The organism is Streptomyces sp. V4I2 (assembly GCF_030817655.1).
Lineage (GTDB): Bacteria > Actinomycetota > Actinomycetes > Streptomycetales > Streptomycetaceae > Streptomyces > Streptomyces plumbiresistens.
This window is the reverse complement of the sequence record NZ_JAUSZM010000003.1, coordinates 9,652,957-9,664,972: the sequence shown is the minus strand read 5'-3', so window position 1 is coordinate 9,664,972 and position 12,016 is coordinate 9,652,957. Positions and strand designations below refer to the sequence as shown.

At 70.8% G+C, this 12,016-nt stretch carries 13 protein-coding genes; 5 read left to right on the top strand and 8 right to left on the bottom strand.

The genetic code is table 11. The features are described 5' to 3' along the window. The first annotated feature begins 103 nt into the window (after window positions 1-103). On the top strand, window positions 104-1,333 hold the full coding sequence (locus QFZ76_RS45155) for a CdaR family transcriptional regulator (protein ID WP_307679139.1): 1,230 nt from the start codon (window positions 104-106) through the stop codon (window positions 1,331-1,333). Between the two features lie 149 nt (window positions 1,334-1,482). Beyond that, window positions 1,483-2,124, top strand: coding sequence for a cutinase family protein (locus QFZ76_RS45150; protein WP_307679138.1), 642 nt, complete (start codon window positions 1,483-1,485; stop codon window positions 2,122-2,124). A gap of 62 nt (window positions 2,125-2,186) precedes the next feature. Here QFZ76_RS45150 and QFZ76_RS45145 read toward each other — a convergent pair whose 3' ends face one another. From QFZ76_RS45145 to QFZ76_RS45125, 5 genes are all read right to left on the bottom strand, one after another. After that, window positions 2,187-3,860, bottom strand: a complete 1,674-nt coding sequence (locus QFZ76_RS45145; protein WP_307679137.1) for a hypothetical protein — start codon at window positions 3,858-3,860, stop codon at window positions 2,187-2,189. A gap of 233 nt (window positions 3,861-4,093) precedes the next feature. Then, window positions 4,094-4,267, bottom strand: coding sequence for a CsbD family protein (locus QFZ76_RS45140; protein WP_266451427.1), 174 nt, complete (start codon window positions 4,265-4,267; stop codon window positions 4,094-4,096). Between the two features lie 95 nt (window positions 4,268-4,362). After that, window positions 4,363-4,998, bottom strand: coding sequence for a bifunctional 2-polyprenyl-6-hydroxyphenol methylase/3-demethylubiquinol 3-O-methyltransferase UbiG (locus QFZ76_RS45135; RefSeq protein ID WP_307679136.1), 636 nt, complete (start codon window positions 4,996-4,998; stop codon window positions 4,363-4,365). Window positions 4,999-5,082: 84 nt separating this feature from the next. Continuing rightward, window positions 5,083-5,358 carry a hypothetical protein gene (locus tag QFZ76_RS45130; RefSeq protein ID WP_307679135.1) on the bottom strand — a complete coding sequence of 92 codons (276 nt, stop codon included), beginning with the start codon at window positions 5,356-5,358 and terminating at the stop codon, window positions 5,083-5,085. A 53-nt stretch (window positions 5,359-5,411) separates the two neighbouring features. Next, window positions 5,412-7,418 (bottom strand): DUF1996 domain-containing protein, encoded by a 2,007-nt coding sequence (locus QFZ76_RS45125; protein ID WP_307680315.1) that lies wholly within the window; start codon window positions 7,416-7,418, stop codon window positions 5,412-5,414. Between the two features lie 283 nt (window positions 7,419-7,701). On the opposite strand from QFZ76_RS45125, the gene QFZ76_RS45120 reads away from it, so the two are divergent. Further along, on the top strand, window positions 7,702-7,998 hold the full coding sequence (locus QFZ76_RS45120) for a hypothetical protein (RefSeq protein WP_307679134.1): 297 nt from the start codon (window positions 7,702-7,704) through the stop codon (window positions 7,996-7,998). A gap of 34 nt (window positions 7,999-8,032) precedes the next feature. Here the strand turns inward: QFZ76_RS45120 and QFZ76_RS45115 are convergent, their stop codons facing one another. Further along, window positions 8,033-8,446: an SRPBCC family protein gene (locus QFZ76_RS45115; RefSeq protein ID WP_307679133.1), complete on the bottom strand. Its 414-nt coding sequence runs from the start codon at window positions 8,444-8,446 to the stop codon at window positions 8,033-8,035. Between the two features lie 169 nt (window positions 8,447-8,615). Between QFZ76_RS45115 and QFZ76_RS45110 the strand changes: the two genes are divergently transcribed. Then, entirely contained in the window at window positions 8,616-9,149 is a 534-nt protein-coding gene (locus tag QFZ76_RS45110; protein ID WP_307679132.1) for a DoxX family protein, read from the top strand. Window positions 9,150-9,230: 81 nt separating this feature from the next. On the opposite strand, the gene QFZ76_RS45105 is transcribed toward QFZ76_RS45110, so the two are convergent. Beyond that, window positions 9,231-10,889 carry a catalase gene (locus QFZ76_RS45105; protein ID WP_307679131.1) on the bottom strand — a complete coding sequence of 553 codons (1,659 nt, stop codon included), beginning with the start codon at window positions 10,887-10,889 and terminating at the stop codon, window positions 9,231-9,233. 193 nt (window positions 10,890-11,082) lie between these two features. Between QFZ76_RS45105 and QFZ76_RS45100 the strand changes: the two genes are divergently transcribed. After that, a complete protein-coding gene (locus QFZ76_RS45100) occupies window positions 11,083-11,574 on the top strand; it encodes a DUF1360 domain-containing protein (RefSeq protein WP_307679130.1) in 492 nt (163 codons plus the stop codon). Window positions 11,575-11,631: 57 nt separating this feature from the next. Here the strand turns inward: QFZ76_RS45100 and QFZ76_RS45095 are convergent, their stop codons facing one another. Continuing rightward, complete coding sequence (locus QFZ76_RS45095; protein ID WP_307679129.1) at window positions 11,632-11,943, bottom strand: hypothetical protein; 312 nt, start codon at window positions 11,941-11,943, stop codon at window positions 11,632-11,634. Between the last annotated feature and the right edge of the window lie 73 nt (window positions 11,944-12,016).

Sequence of the window (12,016 nt, the reverse complement as noted above, 5' to 3'; positions counted from 1 at the left end):
CGGAACGGAGCGCAGGGATCGTCCGTCCAACACGGGACGTCCCACTCGCCCCACGGGAATCAACCCGCGGGTGAGCCGCTTCCGGGTGAAAGGAGTGTCCGCGATGGCGGTCCCCGTCCCGCACGGCACACCGGCCGGCCCCGCAGCCCCGCCGGTGCCGCCCGACCTGGCCGAGTTACTGCGCGCGCAGCTCGAATCCGTCGCCGACGAGGTGGAGGAGGAGGTGCGCAGACAGGTTCCCGAGTACCTCCGCCTGGCCGACGGTGACGACCGGCGCAACCTCAGAGCCGGGGTGGTGCAGGCGCTGACGCTGTTCGTCGACCACATCGCCGACCCGCGCGGCCAGGGCGACGCGATCGCCGCGACGTACTACGAACTCGGTCGCGGCGAGGCCCTGGAGGGCCGCAGCCTGGACGCGCTGCAGTCGGCGCTGCGGGTCGGAGGGCTGCACGCCTGGCGGCTGATGGGCCGTACCGCGGAACAGCTCGGGCTGGACTCGGCGGTCGTGACGGCACTGGGCGAACTCGCGTTCCGGACCGTGCACGAGGTCGCGGAGTCGGCCGCGGCCGGCTACGCGGAGGCCCGGTCGCACAGCACGGACGAGGTGGAACGGCGTCGCAAACGCCTGCTCGACCTGCTGCTGGGTGAGGGGCCGGTCGCCTTGGAGGCCGTGCAGGATCTCGCGCACGGTGCGCGGTGGCCGGTGCCGCGGCGGGTCGCCGTCGTAGCGCTGGCGGCCGGGCCGGAGCAGCGCGAGGAGGAGCGGCCGCTGGCCGCCGCGGGCGCGCTGGTGGACATGGCGTCGCGGCCGCCGCGCATGCTGGTGCCCGACCCGGACGTGTCCGGCCGTTTCGGCGGCCGGGCGTTCGCCCTCGCGCTGCGCGGACGGCCGGCCGCGATCGGCCCGACGGTCGGCGTGACCGAGGCGGCGCAGTCCCTGCGCTGGGCCACCCGGGCCCTGGGCCTGATGGGCCGCGGGATCCTGCCCCGGCAGGGCGTGGTGCACTGCGCCGATCATCTGTCGACGCTGCTGCTGCACTGCGACGAACAGCTGCTCGCCCGGTTGCAGGCACGGGTTCTGGCCCCGCTGGACGCCGTCTCCGCGGGGCAGCGTCCCCGCCTCGCCGAGACCCTGCTGGCCTGGCTGCTCAGTGGCAGCAACGTCCCCGACGTCGCCGCCCGGCTCCACATCCACCCGCAGACGGTCCGCTACCGGCTCCGGCAGCTGGAGAAGCTCTTCGGCGAGGCCCTGCACGAGCCGGACACCCGTCTGGACCTCGTGCTGGCATTGCGCGCCGAGGCATTGCGCGAGCAGGCCCCGGACAGCCAATGAAATTCCCTTCGGGAAGGGTGCTCACGAGAGCACAAAAAGCCGAGACAATTCCATAATCCTCTGCATAACACTCCGCTGGAAAAGCGAATACGTTCGGGGCCGTTCCATTTCGCAGGCGCATCACGCGCCCCGCACGCGGAGGATTCCCCATGCGTATCCGCTTGTGCCTCGCCGCGCTCTCATTGGTCGGCGGGGCCGGACTGGCGACTGTCTCGGCACCCACCGCAACAGCCGCGCCCTGCACCGACGTCGAGGTCGTATCGGCCCGCGGCACCTTCGAGCCGGGCACGCTCGGCTTCATCGTCGGAGACCCGGTGTATTCCGCGCTCCAGAAGAAAATCACCGGCAAAACCCTGTCCAGCTACGGCGTGGACTATCCAGCGAACCTTTCCCTGACCTCGGCCGCGCAGGGCAACAGGGATCTCGTCGACCACGTGACGAGCCAAGCGGCCGCGTGTCCGAACCAGCGTTTCATTCTGGTGGGATATTCGCAGGGCGCGAACGTCGTCGACAATTCGATCGGTATCAGCAGCGCGGGTGCGGTGGTCGGCAGCCCCATCGTCGCCTCGATCTCCGCCGCCCTCGAACCGAAGGTCTCCGCCGTGCTGCTGTTCGGCAACCCGATCCGGGCCATCGGCAAGAGCGTCACCGGCACCTACCAGAGCCGCACGCTCGACATCTGCGCGGGGGGCGACCCCGTCTGCGAGTCCGGAGGGGGTGACACGGGGGCCCACCTCAGCTACCGGGACAACGCGGAAGAGGCGGCCACGTTCGCCGCCGGCAAGGTCTGAGCCGTACACGTGACTGTGGGCCCGGGAGGAATCCTCCCGGGCCCACAGCCGTGCGAGGACCGCTATGCGGGGTTCTCGGCGAATCCGGCGAGGCTGGTGGAAACGGGCTCGGTCCGTCCGTTGTTCTGTACGGGCGCCGCGGTCAGCACGTCGAGGTGCTGGTAGCCCTCGGCGATCACCGGGTCCAGGTCGGCCGGTGCGCGGCCCGCCAGCAGTCCGTCGCCCGCGAGCACGGTGAGCGTCGGGTTGGCGGTGAGCCCCTCGGGATGGACGACGAGCCGCTTCACCTGCGGCGAGGTCGCCAGCTGGATGTCGGTGACCAGCTTGGTCGGGAAGTACTGCTCGGTGAAGTCCAGCGGCTGTCCGGCCATGCTGCGGGCGAGCTCCTGGATGTCGGTGACCTCCTTGGCGGCCGAGGTGAACGGCGTGCCGTCGGCTGACCGGTGTCCGGGGTCGTCGGGGTCGCCGACACGGTCGTAATTACGCCATGTGTACAGCGGACCGTTCGGCCGGCCGGGGATGGCCTTGTAGTCGGTGCCGAACAGGCCCGCCTGCTGGTCGCTGCCGTTGGCGACGGGGAAGTTCTTGTCGACGACCGGCCCGCCGTCGAAGAAGCCCACGCTGCTCTGCAGGAACGCGAGCGGTACCGAGTTGTCGTCCATCAGGGCCCCCAGCATCGCCTCGTTGGTGAGCCGGAAGTCCTTCACCGTGGGTGAGCCCTTGAGGAAGGTGGCGGTGTCCTTGGAGAACAGGAAGCGGTTGGTGGCCTCGATGTTGACGTTCGACGGCAGGTAGCGGGGCAGGTCGGACTCGCCGCCGGGGTCCCGGAGCGCACCCAGGCCGGCGATGGCGAGCACGGTCATGGTCTCGGGGTTGAGCAGCACCGGAGCGGACAGGGAGCGGGGCAGCACCCCGCTGTCGAGCCCGGCCTGCACCGCGCCGTGCCCGAGGCCGATGTCGGGCAGGTTGGTGTCGTCCGGGATGCTGCCGCTGAGGTCGGCCAGTGAGGTGGAGACGGTGGTGTCGAGGGCGAAGTAGCCGGCGCACTGGTTGTAGCCGGCGTCCGAGGTGGTGGTGCGGTCACCGTCGAAGTCGGCGGCCGCGAAGTAGCCGGTGATCACGCCGCCCAGCGAGTGGCCGCCGCACAGCACCTTGCTCTTGCGCAGCCCCTGGTCGGGCAGCTCGGCGGTGAGCAGGTCGTACTGGTCGCGGACGGTCTGCTCGATGCCGAGCTTCGCCATCCAGCCGAGGCGGTCGTTGGTGACGTATCCGGCGAAGGTCCGGCCTTCGACCTGCTTGCCCCGGTAGTAGTAGTCGACGGCCGTGTGCTGGTCGCCGGAGGCGATTCCGGTGCGGTCCTCCAGGCAGTTGGAGCGGCGGTCCAGCGCCCAGAACTCGATGTGGCCGCCCTGCTCGGCGGCCCGTGCGACGGTGTTGCGGGCGACGCTGTCGAAGGCACCGGCCCCTTCCAGGATGCCCGGCTGGGCCACAAGGATCCGGTCGGCGTCGGCGGAGGCGGCCGGCCCGTCGGAGGAGCGGTAGCGCAGGTACGACAGCCAGTCGCACGCCGCCGGACGGGCCCCGGCGGACGCGGGCAGCGGCACCCTCACCCGCACCAGCGACTCGGTCACCCCGGGGACCGGGGACGCCGAGGTCACGGGCGTCTCGGTCCGCTCGACGCGCGCCTGCGCGGCACCCGGGGAGGCGGCTGTGAGCGCCCCCGCAATCAGCAGCACCGCAAGGGCGGCGCTGCGCCACGTTCTTTTCCCGCTGCGACTTTTCTTGCTGCGACTCAGGTTCATAGCCGGACGGTAGGGCCGTGAACGCTGGGTATTCAGGCGGTGCTCACGGGAACGCAGTGGCTTTTCGGGCCTTTGTCATCCGGTGACAGAGCAGTCAGCGGGATCCCCGGGTGTGGAATGGGGATCCCGCTGAGAGTGTGGTCGAGTTTCGGTCGGTTCAGGCACCGTCAGTGCTTGAAGGTGTCCTTCCCCTTCTCCTTGGCCTGACGTGCGTCACCCTTCGCCTGGCCGCCCCGGCCCTCGGCCTCCATCTGCTCGTTGCCCGTCGTGCGGCCGATCGCCTCCTTGGCCTTTCCCTTGGCCTGTTCCTTCTTCGCCTTGGCCTTCTGGTCTCCGGCCACGTTCCATCACTCCAAGCCGCGTTTGACTGCGGGTGTATCCACGGGTCGGGTAGCCGTCGCTGTGATTTCCAAACGCGGACACCAAATTCCGGCCCTTATGTACGTCGGATCCGCCAGACGTTGTCCTCGCGGTAGCCCTCGACCCCCTCGGGCGAAACGCTTTCCCTGCGTACAGCGCCCATGGTTTCCACGCTCCAGCTCCCCTCGGGCAGCGCGAGTTCCGCGAGGGTGCCCTCCAGCGTGGGGAACTCCGCCTCGAAGGGCGGTTCGCTCTGCCACGACGGCCACCCGGCGTGCATGACGATCAGGAGCGTGCCGCCCTCGGCGACCGCGGCGGCGGCCTGTCGCAGGACGCCCTGCTGGTCCAGGTGCACCGGGGACTGCAGGAACTGGGCGTTGACCAGGTCGAAGGAGCCCTGCGGAAACGTCGTGCCCAGCTCGTGCCGTTCCCATGCCGTACGGTCGCCCACCCCGGCCTCGGCGGCGTGTGCGGCGGCACGTTCGAGGGCGGTGTACGAGATGTCGACGCCGGTGACCTGCCAGCCGCGTGAGGCCAGCCACACCGCGTCGGCCCCCTCACCGCAGCCGAGGTCCAGGGCGGTAGCCGGTGGGAGGTGGCTCGCCTCCCGCACGAGGAGCGGATTGGGGCGGCCGCTCCAGACTCGTTCGCTGTCCTTGTAACGGGCTTCCCAGAACTCGGAGGCCTGCGTCGTCGCGTGGATGTGGGTCATGAGGCCCAAGCTTGCGTCGCGCCCGGTCGGCGGCCAAGGAGAGTTGCCGGTACGGCAAGATTTCGGTCCCGCCGTACCGGATCCCTAGTGCGGCTGCGTGCGGCGTAGGGCCGCCCGGACGTCCGTCTCCACCTCCTGGCGCGCCCGGCCCTGCTCCTTCGCGTACTCCGCCACCGCGGTCCGGATGTCGCGATCGAGATCGCGCCAGGCACGGAACGCGGTCTCGTACGTGGTGGTCTGTTTCATGGACCACTTGTGCTCGGCGGGCGGACCGTAGGCGTGGCTCAGGTCCTCGACCCGATGGTGCGCCTGGTCCGCCGCGCGCTGTTTCTCCACGAGCTCTTCGAATGCATGTCCCACGTCAAGTGATCGTAGGCAGGGGTGCGCCTTTCCGCGCGTCGAGCCGGGCGGGCCTACACGGAGCCGCGCCGGGTGCGCCGCAGCAGTACGAAGCCGCAGATGAGAAGAACCGCTCCGGCCGCGGCGGGCCACAGCTGGCTGCCGGTCTCGGCCAGTGAGTCACCGGCCGTCTGGGGCTCGGTCCCGGCGCCGGCGGGCGGCTGTGCCACGGCTCCGGTCGTCGGGGTGCCGGAGGCGGTGCTGTCGTCCTCGCCGGTCTCGACCAGGTCGTTCGACCAGGCCTCGGGGAGGGTGGCGGAGGCGCTCGGTGCCGGCGTGGGCTTGGTGTCGCTCTTGGGCTCGTCCTTGGGTTCGTCGCCGGCCGGTGCCGTGGGTGAGTCGTCCGGCTTCGCCTGGCCGTTGTCGCCCTGCTCGCCGTTGCCGCCGTTGTTGTTGTCACCGCCGTTGCCGTTGCCGTTGTCGTCGCCGTTCGAGGGGGCGGGAGCCGCCGTCGGCTGCTCGGTCGGCTCGTCGGACGGCTGCTCGGTGGGCTGCTCGGACGGCTGGTCCGCCGGGTCGTCGGCCGGCGGGTCCTGCGGGTCCTCACCGTTGCCGGGGTCCTGGTCCGCGCCGGCGCCGCACTGTCGGCCCTCGTTGATGCAGGCGACCATCTCCGCCATCAGGTCTTCGTCGAAGACGTTGATGAAGTCGCCGTGGTCGGTGACGGGCTTGTGCAGCTGCTCCGGGAAGGAGTCCACGGCGAAGAGCGGGGTGGTACGGCCGCCGTCCTGAAGGCTCGGCGCGTCGACGTCGTAGACGATGCGCTGCACGAGCTGCGGGATGGCCTTGAATCCGGCCGGGCAGGCGCCGTCGGCCTGGGCGAACGCCACATGGGTGCGGTGGTTGGCGCTGTCGATGTTCCGGCCGTCCCAGCAGCTCTGGAACTTGAACGTGCGCACCACGTCGCTGCCCTGCGGACACAGCGGGTACTTGTCCTTCAGCTGCCGGTCCTCGAACCCGGTGCAGCTCCAGGAGGCGTTGGCGTTCGCGGTTCCGTTGACGAAGGCCTTGGCATCGCCGGTGATGATGCGCAGGAGCCTCGGCATGGCCGTGACCTCGCCGCGCGGGCTGCCCACGAACGTGAGGGTGACCTGCCGGGGCGTGACGATCTCACCGGCGTTGCCCTCGATGCCGCCGCCCGGGGCGGCCGCGTCCTGCTCCTGCGTGCCGTTCTGCAGCCGCAGCACGGGCCAGTAGTACGACGACTTGTCGCCCTGGTCCACGCAGCTCGTCCCGCCGTTGGCGAGGTCCTCGTCGCCGGCGAAGGCGTCGTTGGCCTGGTTGCCGACGTAGTCGTGGAAGTGGTGGGCTCCGTTGGAGACACCCGGGGCGACGATCACGTTGTCCGAGTTGAACAGGCCGCCCTCGTTGACGCCGCAACTGGTGACGAAGGTCCCACCGGAGGCGTCCGCCTGGGCGTTCGCCGCGCTGGGCTGGACGGTGGTGATGTCCGCGTAGTCGGCGGCCACGGGGCCGTTGCCGGCCTGGCCGCCGTTGCCCGGCTGCTGGGCACCGCCGTCCTGGTCCTGGCCGTCGCCCTGGTCCTGGCCGTCGCCCTGGTCCTGGCCGTCGCCCTGGTCCTGGCCGTCGCCCTGCTGCTCCTCGCCGCCGTCCTGCTCGCCGGTCTGGTTCTGGGGCTCACGCAGTGTGCAGGCCGCCAGGGCGTCGAGTCCCTCGGGGCGGTCCCCCACCCGCTCGATGGCGGCGTTGATGCGCTCGATCGTCGCGGCGCGGTCCTCCTTGAGGGGGTCCATGATCCCGCTCTCGGGCTCCGCGTTCTGTGCCGGGTCCTGGAGTTTCCGGTAGGCCTCGGCCACCTGCTGGTCCAGGGCGGCGAGTTCCTTGTCGACCTCCGTCCCCGCCTCGTCGGGCACGGTGGTCAACTGGGTGCCGACGTCCGGGCAGTCGATCGTCGCGGCCCCCAGCACCCGCGCGCGGCCGTCCCCCTCGTCGCCCGGCCCACCGCCGTCGGTCGCCGAGGCGTACACGTTGACCGCCATCAGCCCACCGCCGCCCAGCATCAGTGCCACTGCGGCAAAGGTCGCACGTCGTGCGCCTGTTGGGCGTCTGCGCCTGTTGTGTCCCACGGAAGTACTCCTGCGCGTGTCGTCCGTACGGGCATGGAAATCCCCCGCCCCTATACGGAGCCGGGACCGCGGGTGTTCAACCGTCTCGGAAATTCACAGAAATCTCTTACGAGCCGGGGGTCCGTGCCCGTGTCGGGCCACGCCCCCTTCCGCGCTACGCGGTCCGTACGACGGGTACCCGGGAAGCCCACACGCCTGTGAGCGAAGGGAGCGACCCGTGACACTGCGAGGCGCAGCGGACAGTTCCGGGCTCGGCGATCTCGAACCGGGTACGAACCAGCGGGGGCAACTGCGCAGCCGTATCTCGGACATCGCGTGGACCGCGCTGTGCACGGTGCTGGCCCTCTGGGCGGTCTGGAGCGCCGTCGGCGTGGCGCGGGGCGTGACCGCGTGGGCGTACTGCGCCGTGGCCTGGGTGCTGCTGGCCGTGGCGCTGGCCCTGCGGGTCGTCGCGATCCGGCGCCGGACCGGGATCCGGCCGAGCTACCGGACAGGGAAGTACTCACAGCGCTGACGGTCGGCCCGGCCCCGGCCGGTCGGGTCCGGCGTCAGCCCGCCGCGTTGTCGACGCGCAGGCGGACCTGCTCCTCCAGGCGGCGCAGGCTGCTGTCCAGGGCATCCTGGACGGTCTGGCGGCCGGGGTCGTGGCTCTCGTCGAAGAATGACAGGTGCACGGTCACCTCGCTGGCCCCGCTGTCGAGCCCGGCGACCTGGAGCCAGCCGGCGTAGCTGCCCTGCTCGCGCGTTCCCCACTCGAGCCGCAGCTGATCGCGACGGGACTGGAGCAGCGCCGGGGTGTCCTGGTCGGTGTGGTCCTCGTGCACGGTGACGGCAGGCGGGTCGTCGACGCGCACGTGCAGGGCGCCGGGCAGCCAGGCGTCCAGCTGCTCCACCTGGCTGGCCTGGTCGAAGACATGCTCCGGCTGGGCCGGCATCGTGCGGGAACGTTCGTACTCGGTCATCGGCGCACCGTTTCTTCCTCGCCTCGGGTCCTGGCGTACGACGGACCGCGTTCCCGGCCTGTGAGAACTGAACCAGGACGACGCGGGTGGAGCGGCCGGCGTCGAATGAGCCGCCACCGGTCGGGAACCCGGGGAGCGCAGCTTGCCCCCACACCCCTGGAGAGGCCTCATGAGTCTTCTGCGTCTGGTCGGCCGCCCGATGCTCGCCTCGATGTTCGTCGCCGGCGGCCTGAACTCACTGCGCGATCCCGAGGCGGTGGCCCCCGTGGCCGAGCCCGTCGTCCAGCCGGTCACCGAGCGCGTCGAGGCGCTGCCGGACCGCACCGAACAGGTCGTACGTCTCAGCGGCGCCGTGCAGGTGGCGGCGGGTGTGCTGCTCGGCATCGGCCGTGTCCCGCGGGTCGCGGCGCTGGCCATCGCGGGCACCCTCGTGCCCACGACACTCGCCGGGCACCGGTTCTGGGAGGCCGAGGATTCCGCCGAGCGCGAGCAGCAGCTCATCCACTTCCTGAAGAACCTGTCGATGCTCGGTGGGCTGCTCATCGCGGCGGACGACACCGCCGGGCACCCCTCGTTGTGGTGGCGAGGTCGCCACACCGCCCATGACCTGCGGCGGGACGCACATCTGGTGCGCCGTTCCGTCCGAGCCACCGCCGGGCCCGCCGCCACGGCCGGCCGCCTGCGGGCCAAACTGCCCGCCTGACCCGCGCGGACGCCCGTGCCGGGCGGGTCGTCCAGACCGCGCCCGGCACCCGACTGGTCACCTGGTCACCTGGTCACGCGTTCACCTGGTCACCACATGCCGCTCGTCCGGGACACAGTGGGTCATGGTGAGGCCCTCGACGTCGCGCGGCGGGTTCTTGCCGAGCCTGGCCAGGCGCTCCCGGTCCTCGTCGGTCAGGTCCTGGGAGGCCAGTGGCTCCAGGCCCGAGACGTCGTCGGGGCTGATGCCCAGGGCGTCGCCGACCCGCAGACCGAGGTCGTTCTCCACCAGCAGGAAGTGCCAGACCATGCGTTCCTGCACCGGCCGGTCGCACTGGGCGAGCAGGTCGGTGAAGTTCTTGACGAGGTCCTCGCGTTCCCACTCCTCCAGCAGCAGGTAGCGCTGGCCCGCCTGCAGATAGTCGTTGGTGCGGGGGATGCGCTTGCGGGTGAGCCGCCCGTGGATCTCCGGTCCCTGTTCATCCTGCGTGGGGTACTCGGCCTCGCGCAGTCCGCCCCTGACCGAGGGCTCGTAGTTGACGTCGGCCCGCTCCCCCGCGCCGTCCACGTGGTAGGTCATCTGGCCGTCACGCTGGTTGGTGCGTACGTCGGCGTTCTTCGCGTGGTTCACCGGCAGCTGGAGGTAGTTGGGGCCGACGCGGTGGCGCTGGGTGTCGCTGTAGGAGAAGGTGCGGCCGACGAGCATCTTGTCGTCGGAGAAGTCCAGACCGTCGACGAGGACGCCGGTGCCGAAGGAGATCTGCTCGTTCTCGGCGAAGAAGTTCTCCGGCATACGGTTCAGCACCATCTTGCCGACCGGCTTCGGCGGGAACTCCTGCTCGGGCCAGGTCTTCGTGTCGTCCAGCGGGTCGAAGTCGAGCTCCGGGTGGTCGTGGTCGTCCATCATCTGGACGAGGAGCTCCCACTCCGGGTACTCGCCGCGCTCCACGGCTTCGTACAGGTCCTTGGTGGCGTGCCCGAGGCCCTCCGCCTGAACGTTCGCGGCGTCCTCCTCGGTCATGCTGCGCACGCCCTGCTTGGGCATCCAGTGGTACTTGACCAGGACGGTCCGCCCCTCGTCGTTGACCCACTTGTAGGTGTTGACGCCGAAGCCCTGCATGTGGCGGTAGTCCGCCGGGATGCCGCGCGGGCTGAACAGGTTGACCAGCATGTGCATGGACTCGGGTGTCTGCGACATGAAGTCGAAGATGCGCCGCGGCTGCTGCTCGAAGGTCACCGGGTCGGGCTTGAGGGCGTGGATGACGTCCGGGAACTTGATCGCGTCCCGGATGAAGAAGACGCCCAGGTTGTTGCCGACCAGGTCCCAGTTGCCGTCCTCCGTGTAGAACTTCACCGCGAAACCGCGCGGATCACGGGCGGCCTCGGAGGAGTCACGGCCCCCGATCACGGTGGAGAAGCGGACGGCCAGGTCGGTCCGCCTGCCGCGCTCCTGGAAGAGTGTGGCCCGGGTGAAGCGGCTGATCGGCTCGTCGCCCCAGGCGCCGTAGGCCTCGAAGTAGCCGTACGCGGTCACGCCCCGGGCGTGGACGACCCGCTCCGGGATCCGCTCCCGGTCGAAGTGGCTGATCTTCTCCAGGAACTGGTAGTTCTCCAGGGTCGCCGGGCCGCGGGCGCCGACCGTGCGCTGGTTCTGGTTGTCGTGAACGGGGTGGCCCTGTCGGTTGGTGAGCACCTTCCGGTCGTCGTCCGGAGCGGGCCCCTTGCTCGACACGTCCGTCATGTTCGTTGCGCTCCTTCGACTCGTGGCTGCTGCGACACGTGGACCGGGCTGCGGGGCGGCCGCCGCCGGTCGGTCACGTCCGTGCGGCCGCTCGGGTACCCGGCCCGTCGAGTCCGTCACCCCGGCCGGTGATCCCGTTGCGGCCGCCGGCCCGTCACGTGTGCCGACGGGACGACCGGGCACCCGGGGCGGCATGACCACTGACGACGGACGTTACGACGACCAGGACGAGGCGCCTCTCGCGGGCTATGCCACGCTCGCCACGGCGTTCGCCGCGGGTGCGGTGCTGTTCTCCGTCGCGGCACGGCGTCGTGGTGTGCGGCTGCCCGACCGTGTACCGCCCTGGGACGTGGCACTGCTCGGCACCGCGACGTTCAAGGCGTCCAGGCTGCTGTCCAAGGACCGGATCACCAGCTTCGTACGGGCGCCGTTCACCCGCCGTGCGGAGGAGGGGGCAGGCGGCGAGGTCAACGACGCGCCGCGCGGCAGCGGTGTCCGCCGGGCCGTCGGAGAACTCGTCTCCTGCCCCTTCTGCACCGCCGCCTGGGTGGCCGGAAGCCTGGTCGCCTGCTACGCCGCCGCACCGCGGAGCGCCCGCCTGGTGTCTGTCGGGTTGAGTGCTCTGACGGTGGCGGACTGGCTGCAGTACGCGTGGACGTGGACCGAGCAGAAGACCGAGGGCTGAGGGCGGCGTCCGCGCTCTCGACGGAGCGGGTGCGGACGGCCGCGGCGCCTGCGTGGGTCAGATCCGGTGGCCGTGTGCCGTCAGCCAGCGGTGGACGGTCTCCTTGTCCGCGGGGGTGATCCGGGCGGGGCCCTCCACCTGCGGGCCCTCCTCCTCGTTGAAGCCCGTGTCGGTGACCCGGGCGGTGACCCAGTGGGCCAGGTCCTGGGCGGACCGGTCCGACAGCGAGCCCCGCTCCCAGCCCGTACGGGCCTCACGGGCCGCGGCGCTGTCGTGCCGCTCCGTCTCCTCCAGCCAGACCGGCACCAGTCGCTCGACGATCCGGCGTTCCTCCGGGGAGGTCTGCTGCTGAGTGTCGTTGCCGTTCATGGGGACCGGGTGCCCCGAAACGGGCGGCCGAGTGACGTCCTCGCGTCCCCGCGTGCGGCGTTCGTGTCGATGG